Genomic DNA, 26,732 nt, shown 5'->3' on the forward strand with positions numbered 1-26,732 from the left:
ATGGGCATGTTTGGCCTGATCCTGGCACTGGGAGCCATTGCCATTGCCCAATTGTGGCATGGCGGCAACCTGTTGACCCTGCTCGATGGACCCGCGTTTGTCATCGTGGTGGGGGGAACCTGGGGGGCGGTCATTTTGCAGACGCCGCGCAAGTTCCTGCTGGAAGCGCTCAGGCAGACCCGCTGGATGGTGCTGCCGCCGGACTGGGATCTGGTCGCTCAGGCCGAGAGATTGCAATCCTGGGCTATCTTTGCACGCCAGCAAGGGTTGCTGGCGCTGGAGAATCAGGCCGAGCAGGAGAGTGACGAATTTACCCGTCATGGCCTCACCATGATAGTGGACGGGGTTTCGGTAGACGACATTCGCATGTTGCTGGAAGCGGATATCGATATCGAGCAGGAGCGCAACGAGCACTCTGCCAGGGTCTTCGAGGCCATGGGAGGATACAGTCCGACCATCGGCATCATAGGTGCCGTCATCGGGCTGATCCAGGCGATGTTTCATCTGGAGGAGCCCGCTGCTCTCGGTGCCGGCATTGCCGTCGCCTTCGTTGCCACCATTTACGGGGTCGGCTTTGCCAACCTGCTCTACTTGCCGATCGCCAATCGCCTGCGTGCTTTTCACTATCATTACGCCCTGTTTCAGGAGATGACGCTGGAAGGCCTGATGGCCATCGCCCATGGCGAGAATGGCCCCCAGGTTGAACGGCGGTTGAAGGCTTATCTGAAGGGAGAGTAGCCATGCGCAAGCGCTATCGTTTGCATCTGCAAGGTCGGGAACACCTCGATCGCTGGCTGGTTTCCTACGCCGACTACATGACGCTGATCTTCGCCCTGTTCGTGGTGCTCTACTCGGTGGCACTGGTCAACAAGGACAAGTATCGCGCCGTCATCGACGGCATGACCCAGGCATTCAATCTGATGCAGCCCCGCAGCGATGGCTTGCTGGAGGGGCAGGGCAAGTCGCTGCTGAACAATGAAGTGTCCGCCGCAACCTCTGTGCTGGAAAGTGCCAAGGCCCGTTCACCCTCGCAGGCTCCTATTTCTGGTGTTCCCACTCTGCAAGATGGTATGACTCTTGCGAAGATAGATTCGCAACTGCAGGAGAACATGGGGTCTCTGGTGGATGCCGGAGTAGTCAAGTTGACACAGGATGACAACTGGCTGACGGTGGAGCTGAGTTCCGGCCTGCTGTTTGGCAGTGGCAGCGCGTTTATGAGCTCCAATGCAGATCCGGTGCTCAATACTCTTTCAAGTATCCTGAAACCGGTCGATAACTATGTGAGAGTGCGGGGTTACACGGATAACCAGCAGATAAATAATGAAATTTTTCGCTCCAACTGGACGTTGTCGGCAGCAAGGGCGGAGGCCGTACTCACTGCCCTGATCGCCAAGGGGATAGCCCCGCAACGACTTGCCTACGAGGCGTACGGGGAGTTCTCTCCCTTCTCGGACAACAGTACCGAGCAGGGGCGTTTACAGAATCGCAAGGTGGTGGTCGCTATCTCCAAGTTCGCCTGGGTACCACCTCCGACGCCGACTCCTCCCGTTCAGCCAGTGACGGAGGAGCCGGTCCCGGCAGTTCAGCAGGCAGTCGAGGCAGGAGAGGTCAAGGTGATCTCGCTGCCAGGTGGTGGCATACGCATAACAACGAGGCAGGATTGATACAGTGATTGTTTGGACGGTTGCCAACCAAAAAGGTGGGGTCGGTAAAACCACCACGGTGGTCTCGTTGGCCGGTATTCTGGCTCAGCGTGGTCAGCGGGTGCTGTTGATCGACACCGACCCTCATGCTTCCCTGACCTCATATCTCGACTTTGACTCCGATCGGCTGGATGGCACCCTCTATGAGCTGTTCCAGGCGGTCAAGCCCACGGCGGAGCTCGTCAATAAACTGACGCTGCGTACCAAGTTTGAAAACATCCACCTGCTGCCCGCTTCCATTACCCTGGCCACACTGGATCGGGTGATGGGCAATCGGGAAGGGATGGGGCTGGTGCTCAAGCGGGCACTGCTGCGCATCCAGGATCAATACGACTATGTGCTGATCGACTGCCCGCCCGTGCTGGGGGTCATGATGGTGAATGCGCTGGCGGCCTGTGACCGGATCCTGGTGCCGGTGCAGACCGAGTTCCTGGCGCTCAAGGGGTTGGAGCGGATGATGAAGACGTTTGAAATCATGCAGCGCTCCAAGCGGGAGAAGTTCCGCTATACCGTCATTCCCACCATGTTTGACAAGCGAACCCGTGCCTCGCTGATGACCCTGCAGTCCATCAAGGAGCAGCACGGGAGCGCGGTCTGGAATGCCGTCATACCCATAGATACCAAGTTTCGGGATGCCAGTTTGCTTCACATTCCTCCCTCCATCTATTCGCCGAGCAGCCGCGGCACCTACGCCTATGAGACGCTGCTCAACTATCTTGATGCGCAAGAGCGCCAGCGTGCTCATGAGGTGACATCATGAGAGATACCACCCAAGTCCGGGCCATGGATGATTACTTCCACTCCCTGCTGCTGGAGGATGCCCTGCTGCTTGATGCCGACGAGCCTGACTCCGCGCCCGTCATCCAGCTGCAACGCAAGCCCCAGCCGGTTGCCGAGAAAGTGGCCCAGCCCTATCTGGAGGCGGATCAGCGGCTGGAACAGTTGAGTGAACTGCTGGCCCAGGTCGGTCAGGTACAATATGAAATCGACGCCCTGAGCCATGAAGAGGTGGTCACTGAACCGCTGCAGATCGAGGCCGAAGATGCCCTGCTGCCGGTTGAGCCGGTCTGGCCCGAGGAGATGCCTGAGCCGGTGGCGGCGGATCCCGCGACTCTGGTGGTGACGGAGACCGAGGTGGCGCTGGCGCCACAGGAGGAGGTTGCCCCCTCCACCTGGGAAAACATCGATACCGGCAAGGAGTTTCAGGCCCTGTTTTTTGAAGTGGCCGGCGTCACCTTTGCCGTGCCGTTGACCGAGCTTGGCGGTATTCATCAGCTGGGAGAGGTGTCATCCCTTTTTGGCCAGCCCGGCTGGTACAAGGGGATCATGACGTCCCGCGAGCAGAAGATGAACGTGGTGGACACGGCACAGTGGGTCATGCCGGGCCAGCATCTGGAAATGGATGACTACAAGTATCTGATCATGTTGGGTGAATCCCCCTGGGGACTGGCCTGCCATCATCTGAAGGGAACCGAGTTATTGCACCGTGATCAGGTCAAATGGCGCCATCAGGAGGGCAAACGTCCCTGGCTGGCCGGCATGGTCAAGGAGAAGATGTGTGCCCTGCTGCACGTGAAGGAATTGCTCCTGTTGCTGGAGCGTGGGGTCAACATAGAAGGTCGCTGATAACTTCTGCACTCGGGCTGTTTTATTGCTAGTTTTACCAGTAGACGTTTTCATAAAAGGAATAAAAACATGACAGAAAAGCGCAATATTGCACAGAATCTGGCTGAAGACGAAGTGCTGCAATGGGTCACCTTCCAGCTGGAAAATGAAACCTACGGCATCAACGTGATGCAGGTGCAGGAGGTGCTGCGCTACACCGAGATCGCCCCTGTGCCGGGTGCCCCCGAATACGTGCTGGGCATCATCAACCTGCGCGGCAACGTGGTGACCGTCATCGACACCCGTTCCCGCTTCGGTCTGCCTTCTGGCGATGTGAGTGAAAACTCGCGCATCGTTATCATCGAGGCGGAGAAGCAGGTGATCGGCATCATGGTCGACAGCGTGGCCGAGGTGGTCTATCTGCGTTCGTCCGAGATCGATGCGGCCCCGGCCGTGGGTACCGAAGAGAGCGCCAAGTTCATTCAGGGGGTCAGCAATCGCGATGGCCAGCTGCTGATCCTGGTCGATCTGAACAAGCTGCTCTCCGATGAAGAGTGGGAAGATATCGGTTCCCTCTGATAGGAAGATGATGTGTTGATGATTGAAATTGCCGCCTTGGGGGTGTCCTTGCTGGCGTTGGCGCTAGCCCTGTACGGGGTGTTAGGCAGCCGACGTGGCCAGCGAGAGTCCGAGGCCAGGGTGGAGCTGCTGCAGGGTCAGCTCGAGAGTCTGCGCAAGCAGATGATGGAGCTGCATACCGGAGCCATCGGCATGGGCCAGCGTCTGCAATCCGTCGAGGGGGCCATGCAGCAGGTCAATGACCGCCAGCAGGAGCTGACCCTGCAGGATCCGGAACGTCGCCTGTACAGCCGGGCCGCCAAGATGGTGGAACTCGGTGCCGACCTCGACGAGGTCATGAACGAGTGTGAATTGCCAAAGGCCGAGGCTGAATTGTTGATTTCATTGCGAAAAGGCCGCTCATGATCTATCGGGAAGGCGTCTGCCTTCCTGATTTTCCCGCCCCGCTTTGCGGCTCTTCAAGGCGGGATCTCCCCCACAAATCCTGCTGATAATTGGCATCTTTGAAAAGACGCTTCCCGATACTGTGTTAATATGCAGGCCGCTTCTTTTCACTGATTACATCCTCATGCTGCTTCAAATTCACAACCTGAGCTGCGTGCGTGAAGATCGCACTCTGTTTGAACATCTCTCCTTTGCGGTGGCTCCCGGTGATCTGGTGCAAATTGAAGGTCCCAACGGCGTGGGCAAGACCAGCCTGCTGCGCCTGCTGACCGGCCTGTCTCAGCCTTTTGCCGGTGAAGTGTGCTGGAATGGCGAGAATATTCGCCATTGCCGCGACGAATATCACGCCAATCTGCTCTATCTCGGTCATCAGCCAGGCGTCAAGGCTGCCCTGACACCGCTCGAAAACCTCGCCTTCTACCAGAAACTGCACCATGCGGCCGGTACCAGCGTGGATCTGTGGCGGGTGCTGGCCCAGGTTGGTCTGGCCGGCTTTGAAGACAACCCCACCGGTCAGCTCTCCGCCGGTCAGCAGCGCCGCGTCGCGCTGGCTCGTCTGTGGCTGAGTGACCAGCCGGCACTCTGGATCCTGGACGAGCCGTTCACCGCCATCGACAAGCAGGGGGTGAAGGTGCTGGAGCGGCTGTTCCTGACCCATGCCGAGCGGGGGGGCATGGTGATCCTCACCACCCATCAGGACATGACCCTGATGCAGGGACGGCTGAAGACCCTCTCTCTCACGCCCTTGCTGCAGGAGTAGTTCTGATGTTGCGCGCCGTAATGCACCTGATCCACCGTGAGCTGCTGATGGCCCTGCGCCAGCGCTCCGACATCCTCAATCCGCTCTGGTTCTTTCTCATCGTCATCACCCTGTTTCCGCTGGGGATCGGCCCCGAGCCCAAGCTGCTGGCCCGCATTGCCCCCGGCATCATCTGGGTGGCGGCCCTGCTGGCGGCCATGCTCTCCCTGGAGCGGCTGTTTCGCGACGACTTTGGCGATGGCGCGCTGGAGCAGATGATGTTGATGCCCCATCCGCTGGGCTTGCTGGCGCTGGCCAAAGTGATCGCTCATTGGTTGCTGACCGGCCTGCCGCTGTTGCTCATCTCCCCGTTGCTCGCCATCCTGCTGTCACTGGACATGAACACCTATCTGGCGGTGGTGGCAACCCTGGCGCTGGGCACACCCGTGCTGAGCCTGCTCGGGGCGATCGGGGTGGCCCTCACCGTGGGTCTGCGCAAAGGGGGAGTGTTGCTCAGCCTGCTGATCCTGCCGCTCTATATTCCGGTACTGATTTTTGCCACCTCCGCCATCGATGCGGCGGGGATGGGGCTGCCCTATTCGGGGCAGCTGGCGATTCTGGGGGCCATGCTGGCCGGTGCGCTCACCCTGACCCCGTTGGCGGTCTCGGCGGCGCTGCGGGTCAGCGTGAATTGATGAAAGCGTCTGAAAAAGTGGCCATGGAAGGGCCGTTATAAAAAATATAATTGAGATAGATCAAGAGGATGGCTGCTTATTGCTTTCGGGGGATGTGATGTTTTCCGGCAGTGGGTAAGGTAGGCCTCGCCACGATATTAATAACAGAAAGGTTTTGTGAGCTATGTGGAAATGGTTGCACCCTTACGCTAAACCCGAGCGCGCTTACCAGCTGGCAGGGACCTTGCTGCCCTGGTTTGCCGTGACCAGCCTGCTGGCATTCATCATCGGCACCCTCTGGGGGTTGGCGTTCGCCCCTGCCGATTACCAGCAGGGTGACTCCTTCCGGATCATCTACATCCATGTTCCCGCCGCCATTCTCTCCATGGGGGCCTACTCCACCATGGCGGTCGCGGCCTTCATCGGTCTGGTGTGGCAGCTGCGGATGGCCGACATGACGGTGGCCGCCATCGCGCCGGTCGGCGCCGTGTTCACCTTCATCGCGCTGTTTACCGGCGCCGCCTGGGGCAAACCCATGTGGGGCACCTGGTGGGTGTGGGATGCGCGGCTCACCTCGGAGCTGATCCTGCTGTTCCTCTACCTGGGGGTCATCGCCCTCTACAATGCCTTCAGCGACAAGGTGCTGGCCGGCCGGGCCGCCGGTATCCTGGCGCTGGTGGGGGTGATCAACCTGCCCATCATTCACTACTCAGTGGAGTGGTGGAATACCCTGCATCAGGGCGCCACCATCACCAAGTTTGACAAGCCCTCCATCTCCCCCGAGATGCTGTGGCCGCTGCTCATCATGATCCTGGCCTTTGCCGCCTTCCTCGGGGCTCTCTCCCTGATGCGTTTTCGAAACGAGCTCTTGATGCGGGAGTGGCACCGCCCCTGGGTCAAAGAGATAGCCGAGCAGGAGAAGTAAGCATGCACTTTGCCTCATTCAGTGACTTTCTGGCGATGGGCGGTTACGCCTTCTACGTCTGGCTCTCCTTCGGTCTGACCCTGCTCTGCCTGGTCGGCATCGTCATTTCCACCCGTATGAAAACCCGCGCCCTGCTCGGTGAACTGCGCAGCAAGCAGGCGCGCGAGGCTCGTCGCAAGGCGGCCCAGCAGATGGAGAACACCCTATGAACCCGAGACGCAAAAAACGCCTCACCATCATCCTGGCGATCAGTGCCGGCCTCGCCGCCGTGATCGGCCTGGTGCTCTATGCCCTCAGCCAGAACATCGATCTCTTCTATACCCCGAGCGAGCTGGTGGAGGGCAAGGGGCCGGACAAGATCAAGCCGGAAGAGGGGCAGCGCCTGCGCATCGGGGGTCTGGTGGTACCTGGCTCGGTGCAGCGGGATCCCCAGAGTCTCAAGGTGGCCTTCAAACTGGTGGACAATGGCGGGCATCTGGTGACCGTCGAGTTTGACGGCATCCTGCCGGATCTGTTCCGCGAAGGGCAGGGCATCGTCGCCCAGGGCACCCTCAAGGATGCCACCACGGTCGCCGCCTTCGAGGTGCTGGCCAAGCACGATGAGAACTACATGCCGCCGGAAGTGGCCGATGCCACCAACGGCATGCACTTCAAGCCGGAATATACCGACGCGCAGTTGAAGGGGAGCAAGCAATGATCCCGGAATTAGGACAGTTCTCGCTGATCCTGGCATTTGCCACCGCCCTGCTGCTGGGCAGCTATCCGCTGCTCGGGGCCAAATGGGGGCGCCTTGGCATGATGTCGGCGGCCCGCCCGCTCGCCTATGCCCAGTTTCTGCTGTTGCTGCTGTCGTTCCTCTGCCTGACCTGGGCCTTCATCGACAACGACTTCACCGTGCAGTATGTGGCCACCAACTCCAACAGCCTGCTGCCGCTGGCCTATCGCATCTCCGCGGTATGGGGGGCTCATGAGGGCTCCCTGCTGCTGTGGGTGCTGACGCTGGGGGGCTGGACCGCAGCGGTCGCCATGTTCAGCCGCCGCCTGCCGCTCGACGCGGTGGCGCGGGTGCTCGGGGTGCTCGGCCTCATCTCGGTCGGTTTCACCGCTTTCGTGCTGTTTACCTCCGACCCCTTCACCCGCACCTTGCCCTACTTCCCGGTGGATGGGCGCGATCTCAACCCGCTGCTGCAGGATCCGGGTCTCATCTTCCACCCGCCCATGCTCTACATGGGCTATGTGGGCTTCTCGGTGGCGTTTGCCTTTGCCATCGCCTCCTTGATGACCGGCCGGCTCGATGCCACCTGGGCGCGCTGGTCCCGTCCCTGGACCATGGCCGCCTGGGTCTTCCTGACGCTGGGTATCGTGCTCGGCTCCTGGTGGGCCTATTACGAGCTCGGCTGGGGCGGCTGGTGGTTCTGGGATCCGGTGGAAAACGCCTCCTTCATGCCCTGGCTGGCCGGCACCGCCCTGCTGCACTCGCTGGCAGTCAGTGAAAAACGCGCCACCTTCAAGGCCTGGACCGTGCTGCTGGCGCTTTCGGCCTTCTCCCTGAGCCTGCTGGGTACCTTCCTGGTGCGCTCCGGCGTGCTGGTCTCGGTGCATGCGTTTGCCTCCGACCCGACCCGCGGCCTGTTCATTCTGGGCTTCTTGCTGGCGGTAATTGGTTCATCCTTGCTGCTGTTCGCCTTCAAGGGCTCCCAGGTGAGAAGTCATGGCAAGCACGAGCTGTGGAGCCGCGAAACCCTGCTGCTTGGCAACAACATCATGCTGGTGGCGGGCCTGCTGACCGTGCTGCTCGGCACCTTGCTGCCGCTGGTGCACAAGGAGCTGGGGCTGGGCAGCATCTCCATCGGTACTCCCTTCTTCAACCACATCTACAGCTGGCTGATCATCCCGTTCGCCCTGTTGCTGGGGGTCGGTCCGCTGTTTCGCTGGCGTCGTCAGGAGCTGGGCGAGCTCAAGGGCAAGGTGATGCTGGCGCTCCTGCTGAGCCTGGCCGCCGCCATCCTGCTGCCGCTGCTGCTGGCCGAGGAGTTCAAGCCCTGGGCTGCGCTCGGTATCGGGCTTGGCGCCTGGATCATAGTGACCAGCGTGCAGGAAACCTGGGCGCGCGCCACCCACAAACACAGCTTTGCCGTCGGTGTACGGCGCCTTGGCAACAGCCACTGGGCCATGATCCTGGGCCACGTGGGTCTCGCGGTGAGCATCATCGGCATCGCCTGTACCCAGAACTACAGCATCGAGAAGGACTTGCGCATGCAGGCCGGCGATCGGGTCCATTTTGCCGATTATGAGTTCGTCTTCACCGGTATCAAGGAGAAGAACGGCCCCAACTACGACGGCTTCAAGGGCGTGCTGGAAGTGCACAAGGATGGCAAGCAGGTGGCCCTGCTCAAGCCGGAGAAGCGCATGTACAAGGTGACCCGGATGCCGATGACCGAGGCGGCCATCGATGCCGGCTTTACCCGTGACCTCTATGCGGCCCTTGGCGAGCAGCTCGACAACGGCGCCTGGGCGGTGCGGATCTACTACAAACCCTTCGTGCGCTGGATCTGGTTCGGCGGCGTCTTCATGGCCATTGGCGGCGTGCTGGCGATGCTGGACAAGCGCTACCGTTTCGGTCGTCGTGAAGAGGAGGCCAAGGCATGAGCAAGAAGACCTGGTTGTTTCTGATCCCCTTCATCGTCTTTCTGCTGGGGGCCGTGTTTCTGTTCAAGGGGCTCTACTCCGATCCCACCAAGCTCGAATCCGTGATGGTGGGCAAGGAAGTGCCCGTGTTCACCCTGCAGGATATCTATGACCTCAATAAGCAGCATGACAGGAGCATTCTCAAGGGACGCCCCATGCTGCTCAACGTCTGGGCCACCTGGTGCCCGACCTGCTACGGGGAGCACACCTACCTCAAGGAGCTGGCGGGGCAGGGGATCTATATCGTCGGCATGAACTACAAGGATGAGCGGGCCAAGGCCATCAACTGGCTGGCGGAGCTCGGCAATCCCTATCAGATCAATCTGTATGATCCCGACGGCATGCTGGGGCTGGATCTGGGGGTTTACGGCGCGCCGGAGACCTTCTTCATCGACAGTCAGGGCATCATCCGCTATCGCCACGTGGGTGACGTCAACCCCGAGGTGTGGGCATCGACCCTCAAACCCATCTATGACGCCATGAAGTGAGGGAGAACCCGATGAGAATCTTGATTGCATCCCTGCTGCTGCTGGCGGGACTGGGCGGGGCAGGTCAGGCGCTGGCCGCCATCGATGTCTACACCTTCGACAACGACGCCCAGGAGCAGACCTTTCGTGAACTGACCAAGGAGCTGCGCTGCCCCAAGTGCCAGAACCAGGACATCGCCGACTCCAATGCGGGCCTTGCCAAGGACTTGCGTGACAAGACCTACCAGATGGTGCGTGAGGGCAAGGAGAAGCAGGAGGTGGTGGACTACATGGTGGCCCGCTACGGCAACTTCATCCTGTACAACCCGCCGCTGATGGCCTCCACCCTGATCCTCTGGCTGGGGCCGCTGCTGGTGATCGTGGTGGGCATAGTCCTGGTGGTGGTGCGCAGTCGCCGTCGTCCCGCGGCAGCTACGCCGGCGGATAGCGCCCTGAGCGCGGAGGAGCAGCGTCGTCTGGCTGCCCTGCTCAAAGAGGAAGAGAAACAATGACCGCATTTTGGATAGTGATCGCGGCCCTGCTGGTGCTGGTGAGCCTGGCACTGGTGTTGCCCCTGTGGCGGGGAGAGGGCCGGCAGAGCATCAGCCGCTCGGCCCTCAACAAACAGCTCTATCGTCAGCGTCTGCTGGAGATCGGCGAAGAGCGCGAACAGGGGGTGCTGGCGGAAGAGCAGGACACCCTGATCGAGTTGCAGCGCAGCCTGCTGGACGACATCCCCGACGTGGAGCAGACCGCTCGCGGCGGCAAGAGTCTGATCTGGATCCCGGGTGTGCTGGTGCTGCTGGTGGTGAGCCTGGGGCTCTACTACAAGCTCGGCGCCTGGCAGGAGGTCAGCCGCTGGCAGGACGCCAGCAGCCGGTTGGGCGAGCTCAGCAACCGCATCTTGGTGGAGCGCAATGCCGAGGTCACCGAGCAGGATCTGCTGGACTTCACCCTGGCCCTGCGTACCCGCCTGAAAGAGGAACCGAACGATTACCGCGGCTGGCTGCTGCTGGGCCGACTGTCGCTGGATGGCAATGATCCCGATATGGCCCGCGAGGCGCTGGAGCGGGCCTACGGGTTGGCACCACAGAAGGGGATGGTGGCGGTGCCCTATGCCCAGGCGCTGATGATGACAGGGGATGACGCGCAGGCCGATCAGCTGCTACGGGGGGTCATCGCCCAGGATCCGGCCAATATCGAGGCGCGCTCCGTCTACGCCTTCATGGCCCTGCAAAAAGAGGACTTCAAGACCGCCCTGCAACGCTGGCGCGAGATGCTGCCGCTGATGGAGAAGGGCTCGACCCGTTACACCATGGTGGAGCGCTCCATCGACTATGCCGAGCAGCAGTTGAAGAAACGCGGCATGGCCAGTGCGGCCGTGCCGGCAGAGGCGAGCGGACAGAGCACCGCCTCCGCCCAGGTGCTGGAGGTGAAGGCCGGTGAGTTCCCGCTCAAGGTGACGCTGGCCGATGGCATTGCGCTGCCGGAGGATGCCCATCTGTTCGTGTTTGCGGTGATCCCCAACGGGCCGCCCATGCCCATCGCGGTCAAGCGCATCCCAGGCCCGCACTTCCCGGTGACGCTGTCGCTGGGTGACGGCGATGCCATGATGGAGGGCTACAAGCTGGCTGCCTATCCCGAGCTGCAGTTCAAGGCGCGCCTCTCCCGTGGCGGCAACGTCATGAACAAGGAAGGGGCGTTCGAAGGGGCCTCGGTCCCGGTCGCCACCGGCTCAATTCCTTCAGCGCCGATTGACATCCGCATCGATCACGCCCTCTAATACGCCTCTGGCCCGGCCCTCGATGGGGCCGGGCTGCCTATAATTCAGATTAATCACAATAAAAAGCTAGGACTTCCATATGCATGTGCGTGTAGGGGCATTGACGGTGGCCTTGTTGCTGGGTGGCTGTGCTGGCGGCCCGCCCAAGCCGGGCCCCGAGAGCCTTGACCTCAAGGAGACGCCGAGCCGGCCCGAAGCGACCAGCACGGCCAGTGACAGCCGTGACCCGTTTCAGGGTGCCAACCGGGCCATGTGGGCCGTCAACTACGATGTGCTGGAGCCCTACGTGGCTCGCCCCGTGGTGCACGGCTACGCCCGCTACGTTCCGCAGGGAATGAAGGATGGCATCGAGAATCTGGTGGAGAACTTCAACGAACCGAGCAGCATGGTCAACCACCTGCTGACCGGCGACTTGAAGGGGGCGGGTACCAACCTGGGCCGCTTCACCCTCAACACCACTGTGGGTCTGCTGGGTATCTTCGACGTGGCCAAGCATGCGGGCCTCGAGCGCAACAAGCTGGAGCTCTCTACCGTGCTCGGGCGCATGGACATAGGCGAGGGGGCCTACGTCATGGTGCCCGTCTATGGCCCCACCACCACCCGCGAGATAGTGGGGGATACCATAGACGTGCTCTACTTCCCCTACTCGCTGCTGACTTTCCCGCTGAAAGCGGTGCACTGGGCGCTGAATGGTCTGGGTACCCGTTCCAAGCTGATCGATCAGGAGCGGATCATAGACAACGCGCTCGATCCTTACGCCCTGACCAAGGACTTCTATCTGCAGTACAACCAGAACAAGGTGACCGGTCGTCAGACCGAGCTCAAGCAAGAGCAGCAGGAGAAGAGCGACGACAGCAACCTGGATGACTATCTGGACGAGATTGACCAGTGATGCCTGTGCATCCCGGCTCGAATGACAAAGGCGCCTGCGGGCGCCTTTTTGCTGCGCTGGCTGCCCTCGCGCCCATAAAAAACGCCCCGCAAGAGCGAGGCGTTCTGGCAAGAGTGTGGCGCTATCAGGCAGCCAGGTTCTTGGCCACGAATTCCCAGTTGACCAGGGCCCAGAAGGTTTCCATGTACTTCGGACGCAGGTTGCGGAAGTCGATGTAGTAGGCGTGCTCCCACAGGTCGACGGTCAGCAGCGGGGTGGTACCGGCTTCGGTCAGCGGGCAACCGGCGTTGGAGGTGTTGACGATGGCCAGGGAGCCGTCAGCCTTCTTCACCAGCCAGGTCCAGCTGGAGCCAAAGTTGCCGATGGCAGACTTGGTGAACGCATCCTTGAACTCGGCGAAGGAGCCGAACGCCTTGGTGATGGCATCGGCCAGGGCGCCAGTGGGCTCGCCACCGCCGTTCGGGGAGAGGCAGTGCCAGTAGAAGGTGTGGTTCCAGATCTGGGCGGCGTTGTTGAAGATGCCACCAGTGGAGGTCTTGATGATCTCTTCCAGAGACTTGCCTTCAAACTCGGTACCCGGCACCAGGTTGTTCAGGTTGACCACGTAGGTGTTGTGGTGCTTGCCGTGGTGGTATTCCAGAGTTTCCTGGGAGATGTGCGGTTCCAGAGCATTGATTGCATAGGGCAGAGCGGGAAGTTCGAATGCCATTTTCTACTCTCCATTGGCTGGCCGTGCGAAGGCGACGGTTGCAAGACATTGCGTACTCTTTTCTATTTTGAAAAGAATTGTTCTTGAAGTGATGGGGCCAGTTGGCCCAAAGCCCATCGATTGTACCAGCATCAAAGATGGCCTAACAACTCTTGATTCTCGCCATGATCCGGATCAAGCTGCGGCGTATTGATTCGTCACTTCTTGCTGTTGCCGCGGTTTGCCAGTTTGTGGTCTGCCCGGATTGCAGTAGAATGGCCGCCGAAATCGCTCTAGTGAGGCACCTATGGAAACTATTGAAAAGATCAAACAGCAGCTGGCTGAAAACCCCATCATTCTGTACATGAAGGGCTCCCCCAAGCTACCCAGCTGCGGTTTCTCTGCCCAGGCCTCCCAGGCCCTGATGTCCTGTGGCGAGCCGTTTGCTTACGTCGACATCCTGCAAAACCCGGACATCCGCGCCGAGTTGCCGAAGTTTGCCAACTGGCCCACCTTCCCGCAGCTGTGGGTCGAGGGTGAGCTGGTCGGCGGCTGCGACATCATGATCGAGATGTTCCAGGCTGGCGAACTGCAAACCCTGATCAAGGAAACTGCCGCCAAGCACAAGCAGGATGACGCTGCCGCCGAATAAGGCCGCCATCGCATCATGCAAAAAGGGGAGCCATTGGCTCCCCTTTTCTTATGCTGCAAGCAGGTATCAGGCGATGCGCTCGATGCGCGCCAGATAGAAGCCGTCGAAACCGGTGGCCGCCGGGCTCACGGTGTGATCACTGAGCAGGCGGAAGTTGTCGTTGGCGGCGAGGAATTTGTCCACCTGCTGGCGGTTCTCCTCGGGCAGGATGGAGCAGGTGGCGTAGACCAGCATGCCGCCCACTTTCACCATCTGGCTGTAGCGCTGCAGGATCTCTTCCTGCAGGGCGACCAGCACCGGCAGCCGCTCGGCGGTATCGCGCCACTTGGCATCCGGATTGCGCTTGAGCACGCCAAGGCCGGAGCAGGGCACGTCCAGCAGCAGGCGATCCGCGCTCTCTTTGAGGCGCTTGACGGTCTTGCTGCTGGTGATGACCCGGGTCTCCACGTTGTGGGCACCGGCGCGGCGGGCGCGTTGCTTGAGGTTTTCGAGCTTCCACTCTTCCACGTCCATCGCCAGCAGGCGGCCCTTGCCCTTCATCATGGCGGCCAGATGCAGGGTCTTGCCGCCGGCACCGGCACAGGCGTCGATAACCCGCATGCCGGGGGCTACGTCCAGCGCCGCCGCGATGTGCTGGGAGCCGGCATCCTGCTGCTCGAACCAGCCGTCAGCAAAGGCGTTGGTGCGAAACAGGGCGGCATCCGAGGTCACTTCCAGGGCGCTCTCAACCCCTTCCACCGGTACAGTGGTGACCTGCTCTTTGGCCAGCGCCGCCTGCAGCTCGTCACGGGGGCACTTGAGGGTGTTGACCCGCAGGTAACGCTTGGGCATGGCGGTCAGGGCGGCACGCTCGGCCGGCCAGGCATCGCCCAGCTGTTCGCTGCCGAGCTTTTCCAGCCAGGTCGGGCAGCCATCCATCAGCACCGGGTTTTTCTTGGCTTCGGTCAGGCGGCGACGAAACGCCTCTTCATTGAAGCGATCCAGGGTCGGGTGGTTGGGTTGAGCTATCTTGTGGAAAGCATGCCAGCTATGCAGCAGCGGCCAGACGTGCTTCTCGGCCTGGCGGACCTGAATACCGGTCAGGGCGCAGTAGAGGCTGAGGCGACGCAGCAGATCGCCGGTGACCAGGGCAATCCTTGCCTGTTCTTGCGGTTTGAGTTCGATGCCGGAGAAGTGACGGGCATAGGCGCGATCCAGGGTGAGACCCTGGCCCAGCACATCGTCAACAATGGCAACGACCAGGTCCCCGAGACGGGGCAACAGTGGGGATTTGAGCATGAGATTAACCTTGGTCAGAAAAAGACGAACCGTCGCCATGGTGACGCGGCTCAAAAACTGATAAATCCGCGCAATGATAGGGGCTAGACAGGGTTGGTGCAACACTCCCCATTCGGGGAAGATAGGGTGGATGCTGCTGGACTAATCGGACCAGCAGGCGAATGATGCCGGTTGCAGTTCAGGTGAGTGCATTTTAAAAGGACTAAAAAGATGCAGTTGATGAAATTTTCTCCCTTGGCGCTGGTGGTTGCCAGCTTGATGAGTTCGGGCGGTCTTGCCGCCAAAGAGTGGGATACGGTCGCGGCGCGCGCCACTGCCGCCGACGGTTATGAAGTGCGGGCCAACCAGTTTCGGGTGGCCAAGGTGCCCATCGATTATTTTGCCGGACTGCAAGCCGGGGCGCGTTCGCTGACCCTGCCGCTGCCCGACGGGGGAGAAGTGACCTTCACTCTGCAGGCCTATGACCTGCTGCCGGCCGATCAGGCGGCCAAATTCCCCGAAATCAAGACCTTCAAGGGTCACAATCCGGCGGCGCCGGTAGAGACGGGGCGCTTTGATCTGGGGCCGCTGGGTTTCCACGCCATGTTCACCCATCAGGGCAAGACGGTGTTCGTCGATCCCCTCAGCAATGCCGAGGGGTATGCCGTCTATTACCAGCAAGACGCCTACAGCAGGTTGGCGGAGGAAGCGGACAAGGTTATCGGCAGCGATGCCAGCAAGGCGCTGGCGCACAAGGTGCAGGTGGATGGCAACGCGCGCAAGCGCTACGTCATCGCCATCTCGGCGGCGGGGGAGTACACACAGTTCCATGGCGGCTCCAAGGTGCTGGCCACCGCGGCCATCGCCACCCTGCTCAACCGGGTCAACGAGGTGTACCAGCGCGACGTGGGGGCCGAATTTCAGTTGGCCAGTGGCAACGACAACATCATCTTTACCGATCCGGGCAGCGATCCCTTCACCAATAGTGACGCCGACGTCGATATCAACAGCGTGGTGCAGGCCAATGCCCAGACCCTGCCCAGCACGCCGCTGGGACCGTTCGACATTGGCCATGTGGTCAATACCGGAGGCGGCGGTCTGGCCGGCCTCGGCGTGCTCTGTATGGCTGACAAGTCGGCCGGCATGACAGGTTCCGCCACCCCGGTGGGGGATGCCTTCTTTATCGACTATGTGGCCCACGAGATCGGCCACCAGTTCGGCGCCGATCACACCTTCAACGGCACCACCAACAGCTGTGGCGGCGACAACCGGACGCCAGAGCAGGCCTGGGAGCCGGGCAGCGGTACCTCCATCATGGCCTATGCGGGCATCTGCGGGGAGGAGAACATCCAGCCCCACAGCGACCCCTATTTCCACAGCAAGTCCATCGAGCAGATGCGGGCGCATATGGCGACCGTGCCGACCTGTGGCACCTCCATCGATCTTGTCAACAACGCGCCCCAGGCGGCGGCCGGGGCCAGCCGCATCATTCCGGCCAACACGCCGTTCGCGCTCAAGGGGGCCGGCGCCGATCTGGACGGTGATCCCCTGACCTACACCTGGGAGCAGATCGATCTGGGGACTGAGTCGAGCAGCCTGGCCACCATGGTGGACGACGGCAGCCGGCCGCTGTTTCGCTTTGTCTCCCCCACCAGCTCACCGGAGCGGATCCTGCCGAGCCTGCCCTCCCTGCTCTCGGGCACGCTCGCCAAGGGCGAGGCCTGGCCCACCACCAACCGGGATCTCAACTTCCGGCTGACGGTGCGTGACGGCAAGGGCGGTGTCGCCAGCGACGACATGAAGGTACAGGTGGTCAATACCGGCAGCGCCTTCCGGCTGACTGCGCCGCTTGGGGTGTCGTTGACGCCGGGGGCAAGTCAGGCGGTCAGCTGGGACGTGGCCGGCACCAACCTGGCACCGATCAGCTGCAGCAAGGTGGACCTGCTCCTGACCCAGAGCGAGGGAACCAGCTGGAGCAGCCTGGCGGTCAGCCAGCCCAACAGCGGCTCGGCTACCGTGACCCTGCCGGCGGATCTGGCCAGCGACGCCCGTCTGAAGGTGGCCTGCAGCGACAACATCTTCTTCGCCATCAGCCCGGCCAAGCTGCCGGTCGTCCAAAGCGGCGGCAGCTCGGGCGGTGGCGGTGGTGGCGCCCTCGGTCTCTGGACCCTGGCGCTGGCCCTGCTGGGCTGGCAGCGGAGGCGCGGATGAGGGCGGCCTGGCTGGTGTTGGCGTCCCTGCTCGGCGGCTGTCAGGCTGACGCCGATACCCTGGAGCAGGCGGTCAGCGCCAGCCTGGCCAAGCAGGATTACCGGCTGATCGTGCGGGCCGGGCGAGGCGAGGTGGCGCCCGGCATAGCGCCGGCAGAGCAGGCTTCGGCCAAGGCCCGCTGCGGCGTGCGCTATCTGGAGGGGCTGGGGGATGTAATCAAGCCAGGCCAGCAGGAGGCCCAGGCCAAGCTGGCGGCCTACGCGGCCGACTACAACCGGCGCATGCTGGCGCACTGCCCACCATTACCGGCAACGGATCGGCAGTGACAGAGGGTCGTCAAGGTCAACAGGGGGAGGCGCTAGCCTCCCTCTTTTTTACGGCTGTCATTTGCCGGTCACAAGGCTTGTACCCATGGCGTGCTCGTCGCACAATGCCTGCACGCATGGCCGCATGGGCGGCAAAGAGAGAAGGAAAATCAAGATGATGGATGTAGCCGATCTGCGCCGTGAATACACCCGGGGTGGACTGCACAGGGCCGATCTGCCGGCCGAGCCCCTCGCCCTGTTCGAGAAGTGGCTGGCCCAGGCGTGCGAAGCCAGGCTGACCGACCCCACTGCCATGGTGGTGGGCACAGTGGATGCCGACGGCCAGCCCTGGCAGCGCACCGTGCTGCTCAAGCACTACGACGCCGAAGGCATGGTGTTCTACACCAACATGGGCAGTCGCAAGGCGCATCAGCTGGAGGGCAACCCCCGCATCAGCCTGCTGTTTCCTTGGCACACCCTGGACAGACAGGTGCACGTGACCGGCCGGGTGGAGAAGATGAGCACCTTCGAGGTGATGAAGTATTTCCACAGCCGCCCCAAAGACAGCCAGATCGCCGCCTGGGTCTCCAAACAGTCGACCCGCATCTCGGCGCGCGGCGTGCTGGAGGCCAAGTTCCTCGAGCTCAAGCAGAAGTTTGCCAATGGTGAGGTGCCGCTGCCGAGCTTCTGGGGCGGTTTCCGGGTGCGCATCGACACGGTCGAGTTCTGGCAGGGGGGCGAGCATCGCCTGCACGACCGCTTCTACTACACCCGCGAAGGGGAAGGGTGGCACATCGAGCGGCTGGCGCCCTGAGTGCCCCGCTAGCCTTTTGCTGCTGACAAGGAGTCTGTATGCGTCTGTATGGCGATCTGAAGTCCGGCAACTGCTACAAGCCCTGGCTGCTGGCCCGCTGGCTTGAGCTGCCCCTCGAATGGGTGCCGGTGGATGTGCTGGCGGGGGAGACCCGCACCCCCGACTTTTTGGCCCTGAACCCCAACGGCAAGATCCCGGTGCTGGAGCTGGCCCAGGGCGACACCCTGGCGGAGTCCAACGCCATCCTCTTCTACCTGGCGCAGGGGTCGTCCCTGTGGCCGGCCGAGCCGCGTCAGCAGGCCGAGGTGCTCAAGTGGCTGTTCTTCGAGCAGTACAGCCATGAGCCCTATATCGCGGTAGCTCGTTTCATCGTTCACTATCTGGGGCGGCCGGAGTCCCAGGAGGCGCGCCTCGACGGACTCAAGGCCGGCGGCGAGAAGGCGTTGGCGGTGCTGGAGCAGCGGCTCAAGCAGAGTTCCTACCTGTGCGGTGAGGCGCCGACCATCGCCGACATCGCACTGTACGCCTACACCCATGTGGCGGAAGAGGGGATCTTCTCGCTGCAGGGCTGGCCCGCCATCCGGACCTGGATTGCCCGTATCGAGGCGCATCCCCGCCACCTGAGCCTGCCTGCTGCCTGTCAGGCCGGCTGATGGAACTGCTGATCGAGCGCGCCCTGTGGCAGCCCCACTGGGCACCGGTGCTGCAGGCCTGGCAGCGGCAGGGCCATGGCTGGCAGTTGCTGCAGAGCAAGGTTGATGAGCGTTTGCCGAGCGATACCGGCGGACTCTGGTCCTGTTGCCCGCCCGATGGCGTGTGTTCGGCCAGCGCGCTGCTGGCCGCCTGGCTGGACGGCGATCTGCCCGGCCAGCAGGCCGTTGATCCGAGCCGGCAGATCCTCATCTGCGGATCGGCCTCTCTGCTGACCCTGGCGCGAGAGGAGGGGCTGCTGACCCTGGGAGGGCTGGGGGCCGATCTGGCGCTGACGGCGCAGGACGATCTGGGCGCCGTGCTCAACCGCCTGCTGGCCCGCCGCCTGACGGTGCCGGTGCTGGCCGAGCCTCCCTCCCGGTCGGAACCCGCCCTGCAACTGCGCCCCCTGCTGGCGTGCGATGAAGCCGAGGTGGTGCGCTATTGCAGCGATGCGGCGCTCGCCCGCTACACCCTCAACATTCCCCACCCCTATCCGCCGGAGGCGGCCCGCGACTGGCTGGCCGGCTGCTGGCGCAAGGCGGCGCTCGGATTGGGCTGGAGCTGGGCGCTGACCCTGCCGGCAGGCGAGGGCCAGGCGCCGCTGGTGGGGGTTATCTCGCTGCACTGGAACGGCGAGCTGGCCTGGTGGGTGGGTGTGCCTTGGCAAAATCGCGGGCTGGCGACCCGGGCCGCCCGGCTGGTGAAGTCCTTTGCGTTCGACCGGCTGCAGCTGCCGGTGCTTACCGCCCGCCACATGCCGGACAACCATGCCTCCGGCCGGGTAATGGCCAAGCTGGGCATGCGCTATTGCGGCCGACGGGCATTGAGTGGCCAGCGCCAGAGCTTGAGCCAGAACCAGAGCGAGGTGAGCTACTGGCAGTTGACACGAAGCCTGACGCTGGCGGCGCCGGTCGAACGCCAGCTGGCCCCCCTGCTGGCCGACGAGCGGGTGGTGGCGGCCATCCTGCAGACACAGGTCGGGGAGGGGGCGCCGCAGAGGCTGGCGCTGTTCATGACAAATCGGGATGAGGCAGAAGAGGGCGAGCCCGCCGCCGCGCCGCCGCGCTCCCTGGATACTGGCGGGCCGTTGGCGGTGGAATACTACGACCAGGAAGCGCTGGCGCAGGCCGAGCCGGAGCAGCTCCATCTGCTGCGCGGCCTGCTGCTGAAAGACGCCGAGGAGCAGGGGCTGGACTACCTGCTGCAGCTGGCCAGCCTGCAGCGCCAGGGACCTGTGTTGCTGACCCTGGCTGAGCGGGGCCAGCGCCTGCGCTGGCTCGCAAGGGAGGAGCGCAGGCTCGCCCTGCTGGCCGCTGAGCCGCTTACCCATCGCTATCATCTGCTCGACTTGCTGGTGGCCTTGCCCGCTCTGCTCGATGAGCTGGCCGATCGCTGGCATCGGGATGCCGACGACACTCTGGCCTGGCTGGCACGGGCCGAACCGCCGCTGCTCAACGCCTATCGAACCGCCATCACCAGCCTGCAACCGGCCGATCTGCATGAGTTGCTGGCGCAGGTGGCGGATCGTTTTCCTGAGTCCACCCTCCCATTTCTGGACAAAGATGCTCAGGGCGGCGGGCAGTTTGTGGAATAATGCCCGCTCTGCTGTACGAGGAGTAACGCTGTATGCTGAGAACCGAGCGCCCTGGCGACATGCTGCCGGTCTATGACCTGGTGAGTGCCGCCTTTGGCCGTACCGACGAGGCCGAACTGGTCAACCGCCTGCGCGAATGCGGCGCCGCCGTGGTGACCATGGTCGAGGAGGAGGAGTACGAGTTCATGGGGCACCTGATGCTGAGCCCGATCACCATTAACGGGGTGGAGGGGCCCTGGCTTGGTCTCGCGCCCGTGGCGGTCCACCCGGATTGGCAGGGGCAGGGGATCGGCTCGGATCTGGTGCGCGAGGGGCTGGATACGGCGCTGGAGATGGACTGGAAGGCGGTGGTGGTGCTGGGTGACCCGACCTATTACAGCCGCTTCGGTTTTCGCCCCGCCAGCGAGTTTGGCCTGCACTGCATCTATGAAGTGCCCGCCGACTGCTTTATGGCGATGGAGCTGCAGGAGGGCGGTCTGGCTGGCGTGCAGGGTGAGGTGCTCTACCACCCGCTGTTTGACGAACTTCCCGAAGAACAATGAGCCACGCAAACGGCAGCCAAGGGCTGCCGTTTTGTTATCTGAACGCGCTGCAGGCCCCGTGCGAGCGTCTCCCCTTGAATAGCTGATGGTTATTTCTTCTTCGCTTCATCATTGCAGGCCAATATCCACGAGCACACCGGTGAGCTAATGCCACTTTGCTCCGTGCTGGGATATATAGTGCGTACCACCTTTATCTGGAAATCATGGTGCTGCCCTGCAGCCTGATGGCACCTTGCTGCATTTTTGGGGGGCTCTTTTCGAAATATATTGTTACAACTTTTTCTCGGCAATATCTGTTTTTGTCTAACGGGTAACATTTTCTGGTTAGACCTCATTATTGATGTTTGACTCAAATGAGGATTGGAAGGTAGGTTGTGCAATATATAAACAAGGAGGCTTGATACGGTTGCCTTGGCTTTAATTGTTAATATCTTCCTTGCCTTGTATATCGGTAGTGCTGCTGTCATGCATATATTGACGATGCTGATATGGCAGCCTATTTACACCTCTCATAGAACAACAACCATATGCTCGGTCATGATGACATGGCCCGCCAGACTATTGCCTGAAATATTTAATAATCTGGGAAGCAATGAGCGCTGATAGGGATATATAATATGAAAAAACTTTCAGAAATAATCCATCGTGAAGTTTCACAAGGGCGTCGGGATTTTCTGACGTTCTCCTCCATGTCGCTGATAGGCCTGGCTGCCGGCACTGTCTTCCCAGCCCCGGTGAAAGCCGCTATTGCTGTCCTGAATAGTGGCAATTTCGCCGAGCTGGATGCGATCAATTTTTACGTGATGGCATCTAATCAGCCCGTCGTTGATTCGAACCGGGTCAACTTTGTACAAGAAACCGATGAAGCGCAATATCTTGCCCAAGTGATGTTTCAAGAGCTGATGAAGTTCGAATTCCAGTATCAGAACAGCTCATTGAGCGAAGCGTTAGGCCCTGGCATGAAGCCTAACAATAATGTGCTGACCATGAGTGATGGCATCAACTCGGTCAATGCTATTTACAGCAGCAACCGACGCTATTTTACCGATAATATGGTTGAATATGTGAGTGGCTTGTTGCAGAACTCATATAGCAAGCAAACCAATGTCACTGTGGCAGACCGGAAGCTGTATAACTCCTGGGATATGGTGAAGGTAAATGCAAATATCAAGCAAGCTGAAAAGGGAACACAATTTAAAGAAATTATCGATCAGCTATACTCTGTCGCTACCCATTATTGTCAAAGCGGAAAGTTAACCGGCTACAAAGCAGCGGGGGAAAACTGGGCTCGTCAACTTATCGAGCATTACTCCAAGAATGAGGTGTTAGAGGAACTGATCAGCTCTTTCAAAGTTCAGGAGTATCTGGGATCAGGTTCATCGTTTGAAAAGGCGATGTGGCAAGTCTACAACACCATCAATAAAGTAAGAGCGCTCAATATATCATCCGGTCGTCGCATCACCGAGGACGAGCTGAAAAAGTTTGAACGTACCTTGGCGGGTTCTGTATACAGCGGGTTTGCCATGAACCTGAGCTGGGGCCAACAAAGCGAGAAATACACAGTCCTGGCCAACAGGAGAAATTTCGATGATGTGGTGACCTTGCTGAGAAATGAAAGCGGGACTCAGCGCATCTTCTGGAACAGTTTCTTCAACCAGAATAGCCCGGATAGCTTCTGGAATGAACTGAACAACATGAGCTTGAGAACGAGCACCCTGCAGGATGAGGGGGCCCGGCAGCGCATTCTTCAACGATATCCTGCGCTGGCAGGGACGGCGGGCAGTATGGCTCCCACAGCCTTCTCCGGTGTGGCTCCCGCTGCCTTTCCCATAGATTCATTCCTTTCCGTGTTCACCTTGTTGCTGGGGGTGGGCAACTTCACCTGGTTGACGGCGACCGATCGGGAGGAATGGAGCAACCCTGTTCCTTTGATGGAGTTGGGGGCGGCCCTGTTTGATGTGACATTGAATCTGATCCAGCTCGGTCGATTCCTTGATAAAGTGACCATGTTTATTTATGGCAATGGCGAAGGCATCATCAACAGCATTGCCATCAACATGGGTAAATTCAGTCAATTCTTGAGCAACCTTACCGCCAAGGGCCAGCATCTCACGAATGTGCTGGAGCGGCAGATAGCCAGCAAGATGTTTCTCGCCACGCAAAATATCACCAGGATTATCAATATATGTTTTGTCGGATTGGCGGCGCTGGGGGCGGCCTTGGCCGCGTATAACCTATATCAGGCTGTCGAGGGTGGCGATATAGGTGATATTATATTTGCGGCAATCAATATGTTGGTCGCCACGGTGGCGCTGGGTGTCGCCGTGGCCTCTTTTATGGGCTTTGCCATTGCCGGCCCCCTGGGGATTATTGTCGCGGTGATAGGCATAGTGGTAGCCATCGCCCAATGGATCTACACATTACTCAAAAAAGAAGAGGTCAAACCTACCCCGATCGCAAGATATACCAACGAGTATATTAAACCTAAGGGGCTTGAGTATGAAGACCTGGGGTCATATATTTGCCGAGTGTCCAGTTACTGGAAGCGCACTCTGGTATGCGCATTCGATGCAAGGACCATGAATACCGATTGGGATTACGTCCCAAGTATCGCGGATCATGACAACCCGATTTATACCCAGCCGGGGGCATTGGTCACCTCCCCAAGAAATGGCAGGATTTATAACTTTGCCAATATTCAGAAGCCAGGCTACGGAAATATATCGAACTTCTTCACTGCGGGAGCCACCACCCCAATCAGTAACTGGCGGCCGGGAAGTGATTTGCAGACCTGCTGGCATGCCGTCGAGAGTCAGGCAAACAATAATAGTCGCGCAGCAATATTTGTGGTGCTGGGCAACAACTCTAGCTTTTCACGGGCCTTCTTGACGTCTCATCTGGAGGATGCCCCGACAAGCAGCAATGAACTGACGAGTCAATTAAATCTGGAGTGGCAAGAGTATCCGCTGGATGTGGTTGCCATCAATGGCCTTGACGAGACCATGTTCCTTATCTTTACGACCCGGCATATCTATCAAGTAAAAGGTGGGGTAGCCCGCAGGATAATATCTGACTTTGTCGGTCAGCGCGATGCACCGATAACCTATGGCCTGAATGCGCTGGCGCTCGGTACCAACGTGAATTTGATCTATCGGCTAAATGGTCTGCAGGCGCCCGATACCCGCTACCATTATCTGCTGACCCGGGATGACAATGGTGACTATACCAGCATGAAATTGCTGCGGACCATCAATAATCCCATGTCCTCAGACTCGCCGATTGTTGGCCGGTTGTTCAAGAAAACCAACGATCTGGTTTCGCGGATGGACTTTATGTATCACGATGGCAAGAGTGGTTATGCGCGTTATGGCGCAATCATGAACAAGACTGATGATGCCTCTTTGTCATTGTACAATGGGGTGGAATTTCAGGTGCCGGACAATGGATTCCGCTCCTTCTACAAGAATGCGTTTATTCCCAAATAACGCAGTCGGTACGCTTTCAGGCGTTCACGTCCCGGGCCATAAAGGACCCGTATCGACTCTTGATGTGTGGAAAACAGGCCACGCCCTTGTCGGCAACACTCAAAAGCCCTCAGCGAGGGCTTTTTTTATGTCATCCCCTTGCGTGTACAGGGCTTGCTCAGGCGCGGGTATCGAGCAGGTTGCCCTTGCGATCTTCGGCTCCCGTCATGCCCGCCAGTTGTTTGCCAAGGGGGCTCTGCCGGTATTGCAGGTAGTCGCCGAGCTGCTGTTGCTGCTGGTGGCGTTCTTCCATCCGGTAGAGGTCGACAGCCGTCGGGGCGCTTTTATCATCGCTCTCCTGCCCACTGGCTTGCAGATAGCGATCCACGGCGGCCTTGTCCTGCTGCTGCTCTGTGTAGGAGACGGCCAGAGTGCGGCGGGTGGTCTCTTTCTCCTCCTGCGTCGCCACGTATTCATCTCTCTTGTCCAGCGCCTTGTCGCGGCCCTGGTTGAGCTGCTCCGGGGTCAGCTTGGGATAGGCGTTGCCATAACCGGGCAACGGCATGGGACGAGTGCTGATCTGCATGGGATACCTCTCTGCTAAACCTGGCTGCTTGAGCAATGGCCGCATGATACGAGCTTTAACTTGCGCAAAAAAGCATCATCAGATGTGCCGTCAAGAGTGGGTTCAGCTTCGAAAGCCGGTTGTGGACAAGGCAAGAAGTGAAACTCGCAGCCGGGGTGGCCGGGTCGGCAGCAGAGACGGTGAGGTCGGGCAGCTGAGATAGAAAAGGCGCCCGAGGGCGCCTTCTGTCACCGCGAGGGGATCAGTTGAAGAACCAGTAGCCGCGGTTGACCAGCCGGGTCAGCAGCTGCAGGAAGCCGGCCTGATCGGCCAGCTCCACCATGTCGGCCTGGGTAACCATGTCCTTGTCGCACAAGAGCGAAATTGCTGCCGCATCTTCGCTTGGCAGGGTCCAGGCTTCGCCGTCGATATAGCACTGCTGGCTCTCGCCGCTGAACCAGACGGTGCGCAGACCCGGCACCTTGATGGCGGGCTCGCCCTGGGTCAGCAGGTCGGCCACTTCCTCGGCGCTGTAGTCCGGCTCCACCGGATTGACGTCCAGATCGTGCTTGGCCTCGGAGATCATGGTGCCGAACCACTCCTTGAACAGGGTCTCGTCATCGAGGGCCTGCTGCATCAGCTCGCGCAGACGGTGCAGTTCGTGGGGCTGGATCTCGCCGTGACGGGCACGGGGCTTGAGGTCGGCATCGCCGTAACGCTCGGTGCGCACCTCGTTGTCGATCAGGTGATCGGCAAAGGAGGAGATAAGCGCCTTGGCATCCGGTGCGCGGAAGCCTACGGAGAAGTTCAGGGAGGGCTCGATGGCGTAGCCCTCGTGGGGGAATCCAGGCGGGATGTAGAGGATATCGCCCGGCTCCATGATGACGTCGATGATCGCCTCGAACGGTTCGCAGTGCAGCAGGGCCGCGTGGGCGGCGAACTCGTTCAAGGGCTGGGCATCGCCGACCCGCCAGTGGCGTTTGCCCTGGCCCTGGGTGATGAAGACGTCGTAGTTGTCGATGTGGGGACCGACGCCGCCATGAGGGGTGGAGAAGCTCACCATCACATCGTCAAAACGCCAGCCCGGGATGAACTGGAACGGCACTGCCAGCTCGTTGACCTCGGGGGCCCAATGGTTGCAGGCCTGCACCAGCACGGTCCAGTTCTCTTCGCCCAGGTGATCGTAGGATTCGAAGGGGCCGTGGGCCGCTTCCCACTTGTTGTTGAAGCGGGTCACCAGGCGCGATTCAATCACCTCTTCCATGGCCAGACCCGCCAGCTCGTCCGGGCTGATGGGATCCTGAAAGTCGGTGAAACCGCCCTTGATGAGGAGCGGGCGCTTCTGCCAGTAGTGCTCGAGGAAGTGAGCGATATCCAGATTGAGTTGGTACATGGTCTTCTCGTGTCTCTGTGAGAGAGGTGTTGCCCAAGACGGGCTTGGGCAACAC

28 protein-coding genes are annotated in these 26,732 nt (G+C 60.5%); 24 read left to right on the top strand and 4 right to left on the bottom strand.

Annotation, left to right across the window (positions count from 1 at the left end):
* The 16 genes from AB5Y95_RS14150 (at position 1) to AB5Y95_RS14225 (ending at position 12,499) form a co-directional block, all read left to right on the top strand.
* The gene (locus AB5Y95_RS14150) at positions 1 to 738 is read left to right on the top strand and encodes a flagellar motor protein (RefSeq protein WP_026140851.1); all 738 of its coding nucleotides are present in this window, start codon (positions 1 to 3) and stop codon (positions 736 to 738) included.
* Between the two features lie 2 nt (positions 739 to 740).
* Entirely contained in the window at positions 741 to 1,664 is a 924-nt protein-coding gene (locus AB5Y95_RS14155) for a flagellar motor protein MotB (protein ID WP_368161437.1), read from the top strand.
* 4 nt (positions 1,665 to 1,668) lie between these two features.
* Positions 1,669 to 2,463 (top strand): ParA family protein, encoded by a 795-nt coding sequence (locus AB5Y95_RS14160; protein ID WP_005298826.1) that lies wholly within the window; start codon positions 1,669 to 1,671, stop codon positions 2,461 to 2,463.
* Complete coding sequence (locus AB5Y95_RS14165; protein ID WP_368161438.1) at positions 2,460 to 3,329, top strand: chemotaxis protein CheW; 870 nt, start codon at positions 2,460 to 2,462, stop codon at positions 3,327 to 3,329. Before AB5Y95_RS14160 ends, AB5Y95_RS14165 begins: the two co-directional genes overlap by 4 nt.
* A gap of 69 nt (positions 3,330 to 3,398) precedes the next feature.
* Complete coding sequence (locus AB5Y95_RS14170) at positions 3,399 to 3,887, top strand: chemotaxis protein CheW (protein ID WP_005298836.1); 489 nt, start codon at positions 3,399 to 3,401, stop codon at positions 3,885 to 3,887.
* A gap of 18 nt (positions 3,888 to 3,905) precedes the next feature.
* Positions 3,906 to 4,292, top strand: coding sequence for a DUF2802 domain-containing protein (locus AB5Y95_RS14175; RefSeq protein WP_010634610.1), 387 nt, complete (start codon positions 3,906 to 3,908; stop codon positions 4,290 to 4,292).
* A gap of 163 nt (positions 4,293 to 4,455) precedes the next feature.
* Positions 4,456 to 5,091 (top strand): cytochrome c biogenesis heme-transporting ATPase CcmA, encoded by a 636-nt coding sequence (gene ccmA / locus AB5Y95_RS14180; RefSeq protein ID WP_368161439.1) that lies wholly within the window; start codon positions 4,456 to 4,458, stop codon positions 5,089 to 5,091.
* 5 nt (positions 5,092 to 5,096) lie between these two features.
* The gene (gene ccmB, locus AB5Y95_RS14185) at positions 5,097 to 5,765 is read left to right on the top strand and encodes a heme exporter protein CcmB (RefSeq protein ID WP_017766603.1); all 669 of its coding nucleotides are present in this window, start codon (positions 5,097 to 5,099) and stop codon (positions 5,763 to 5,765) included.
* A gap of 163 nt (positions 5,766 to 5,928) precedes the next feature.
* A complete protein-coding gene (locus AB5Y95_RS14190; RefSeq protein ID WP_005298843.1) occupies positions 5,929 to 6,669 on the top strand; it encodes a heme ABC transporter permease in 741 nt (246 codons plus the stop codon).
* Positions 6,670 to 6,671: 2 nt separating this feature from the next.
* Positions 6,672 to 6,878, top strand: a complete 207-nt coding sequence (gene ccmD, locus AB5Y95_RS14195) for a heme exporter protein CcmD (protein ID WP_010634608.1) — start codon at positions 6,672 to 6,674, stop codon at positions 6,876 to 6,878.
* The gene (gene ccmE, locus AB5Y95_RS14200) at positions 6,875 to 7,366 is read left to right on the top strand and encodes a cytochrome c maturation protein CcmE (protein WP_005298847.1); all 492 of its coding nucleotides are present in this window, start codon (positions 6,875 to 6,877) and stop codon (positions 7,364 to 7,366) included. The genes ccmD and ccmE overlap by 4 nt, the downstream gene beginning before the upstream one ends.
* Positions 7,363 to 9,318 carry a heme lyase CcmF/NrfE family subunit gene (locus tag AB5Y95_RS14205; RefSeq protein WP_126882243.1) on the top strand — a complete coding sequence of 652 codons (1,956 nt, stop codon included), beginning with the start codon at positions 7,363 to 7,365 and terminating at the stop codon, positions 9,316 to 9,318. The genes ccmE and AB5Y95_RS14205 overlap by 4 nt, the downstream gene beginning before the upstream one ends.
* Positions 9,315 to 9,845 carry a DsbE family thiol:disulfide interchange protein gene (locus AB5Y95_RS14210; RefSeq protein ID WP_010634605.1) on the top strand — a complete coding sequence of 177 codons (531 nt, stop codon included), beginning with the start codon at positions 9,315 to 9,317 and terminating at the stop codon, positions 9,843 to 9,845. Before AB5Y95_RS14205 ends, AB5Y95_RS14210 begins: the two co-directional genes overlap by 4 nt.
* Positions 9,846 to 9,856: 11 nt before the next feature.
* Positions 9,857 to 10,336, top strand: coding sequence for a cytochrome c-type biogenesis protein (locus tag AB5Y95_RS14215; protein ID WP_005298856.1), 480 nt, complete (start codon positions 9,857 to 9,859; stop codon positions 10,334 to 10,336).
* Positions 10,333 to 11,607, top strand: coding sequence for a c-type cytochrome biogenesis protein CcmI (gene ccmI, locus AB5Y95_RS14220; RefSeq protein WP_368161440.1), 1,275 nt, complete (start codon positions 10,333 to 10,335; stop codon positions 11,605 to 11,607). The genes AB5Y95_RS14215 and ccmI overlap by 4 nt, the downstream gene beginning before the upstream one ends.
* 79 nt (positions 11,608 to 11,686) lie before the next feature.
* Positions 11,687 to 12,499, top strand: coding sequence for a VacJ family lipoprotein (locus tag AB5Y95_RS14225; RefSeq protein WP_368161441.1), 813 nt, complete (start codon positions 11,687 to 11,689; stop codon positions 12,497 to 12,499).
* Between the two features lie 124 nt (positions 12,500 to 12,623).
* On the opposite strand, the gene sodB is transcribed toward AB5Y95_RS14225, so the two are convergent.
* Positions 12,624 to 13,208 carry a superoxide dismutase [Fe] gene (gene sodB, locus AB5Y95_RS14230; protein ID WP_005298860.1) on the bottom strand — a complete coding sequence of 195 codons (585 nt, stop codon included), beginning with the start codon at positions 13,206 to 13,208 and terminating at the stop codon, positions 12,624 to 12,626.
* A 286-nt stretch (positions 13,209 to 13,494) separates the two neighbouring features.
* Between sodB and AB5Y95_RS14235 the strand changes: the two genes are divergently transcribed.
* On the top strand, positions 13,495 to 13,839 hold the full coding sequence (locus AB5Y95_RS14235; RefSeq protein WP_010673955.1) for a Grx4 family monothiol glutaredoxin: 345 nt from the start codon (positions 13,495 to 13,497) through the stop codon (positions 13,837 to 13,839).
* A gap of 66 nt (positions 13,840 to 13,905) precedes the next feature.
* Here AB5Y95_RS14235 and AB5Y95_RS14240 read toward each other — a convergent pair whose 3' ends face one another.
* Positions 13,906 to 15,117, bottom strand: coding sequence for an RsmB/NOP family class I SAM-dependent RNA methyltransferase (locus tag AB5Y95_RS14240; protein WP_368161442.1), 1,212 nt, complete (start codon positions 15,115 to 15,117; stop codon positions 13,906 to 13,908).
* Between the two features lie 210 nt (positions 15,118 to 15,327).
* Between AB5Y95_RS14240 and AB5Y95_RS14245 the strand changes: the two genes are divergently transcribed.
* The 7 genes from AB5Y95_RS14245 (at position 15,328) to AB5Y95_RS14275 (ending at position 24,740) form a co-directional block, all read left to right on the top strand.
* Positions 15,328 to 17,307 carry a reprolysin-like metallopeptidase gene (locus AB5Y95_RS14245; protein WP_368161443.1) on the top strand — a complete coding sequence of 660 codons (1,980 nt, stop codon included), beginning with the start codon at positions 15,328 to 15,330 and terminating at the stop codon, positions 17,305 to 17,307.
* A complete protein-coding gene (locus AB5Y95_RS14250) occupies positions 17,304 to 17,633 on the top strand; it encodes a hypothetical protein (protein ID WP_216974063.1) in 330 nt (109 codons plus the stop codon). The genes AB5Y95_RS14245 and AB5Y95_RS14250 overlap by 4 nt, the downstream gene beginning before the upstream one ends.
* A gap of 154 nt (positions 17,634 to 17,787) precedes the next feature.
* The gene (gene pdxH / locus AB5Y95_RS14255) at positions 17,788 to 18,426 is read left to right on the top strand and encodes a pyridoxamine 5'-phosphate oxidase (RefSeq protein ID WP_005298871.1); all 639 of its coding nucleotides are present in this window, start codon (positions 17,788 to 17,790) and stop codon (positions 18,424 to 18,426) included.
* 38 nt (positions 18,427 to 18,464) lie between these two features.
* Positions 18,465 to 19,079 (top strand): glutathione S-transferase family protein, encoded by a 615-nt coding sequence (locus AB5Y95_RS14260; RefSeq protein ID WP_208199781.1) that lies wholly within the window; start codon positions 18,465 to 18,467, stop codon positions 19,077 to 19,079.
* Positions 19,079 to 20,713, top strand: coding sequence for a GNAT family N-acetyltransferase (locus AB5Y95_RS14265; RefSeq protein ID WP_368161444.1), 1,635 nt, complete (start codon positions 19,079 to 19,081; stop codon positions 20,711 to 20,713). Before AB5Y95_RS14260 ends, AB5Y95_RS14265 begins: the two co-directional genes overlap by 1 nt.
* Before the next feature lie 32 nt (positions 20,714 to 20,745).
* Complete coding sequence (locus AB5Y95_RS14270) at positions 20,746 to 21,255, top strand: GNAT family N-acetyltransferase (protein ID WP_017788558.1); 510 nt, start codon at positions 20,746 to 20,748, stop codon at positions 21,253 to 21,255.
* A 617-nt stretch (positions 21,256 to 21,872) separates the two neighbouring features.
* Positions 21,873 to 24,740 (top strand): hypothetical protein, encoded by a 2,868-nt coding sequence (locus AB5Y95_RS14275; protein WP_368161445.1) that lies wholly within the window; start codon positions 21,873 to 21,875, stop codon positions 24,738 to 24,740.
* A 157-nt stretch (positions 24,741 to 24,897) separates the two neighbouring features.
* Here the strand turns inward: AB5Y95_RS14275 and AB5Y95_RS14280 are convergent, their stop codons facing one another.
* Positions 24,898 to 25,305: a hypothetical protein gene (locus tag AB5Y95_RS14280; RefSeq protein ID WP_368161446.1), complete on the bottom strand. Its 408-nt coding sequence runs from the start codon at positions 25,303 to 25,305 to the stop codon at positions 24,898 to 24,900.
* 241 nt (positions 25,306 to 25,546) lie between these two features.
* Entirely contained in the window at positions 25,547 to 26,677 is a 1,131-nt protein-coding gene (locus tag AB5Y95_RS14285; RefSeq protein WP_368161447.1) for a cupin domain-containing protein, read from the bottom strand.
* Positions 26,678 to 26,732 lie beyond the last annotated feature (55 nt).

Source organism: Aeromonas sp. R5-3 (assembly GCF_040908225.1).
GTDB lineage: Bacteria > Pseudomonadota > Gammaproteobacteria > Enterobacterales > Aeromonadaceae > Aeromonas > Aeromonas dhakensis.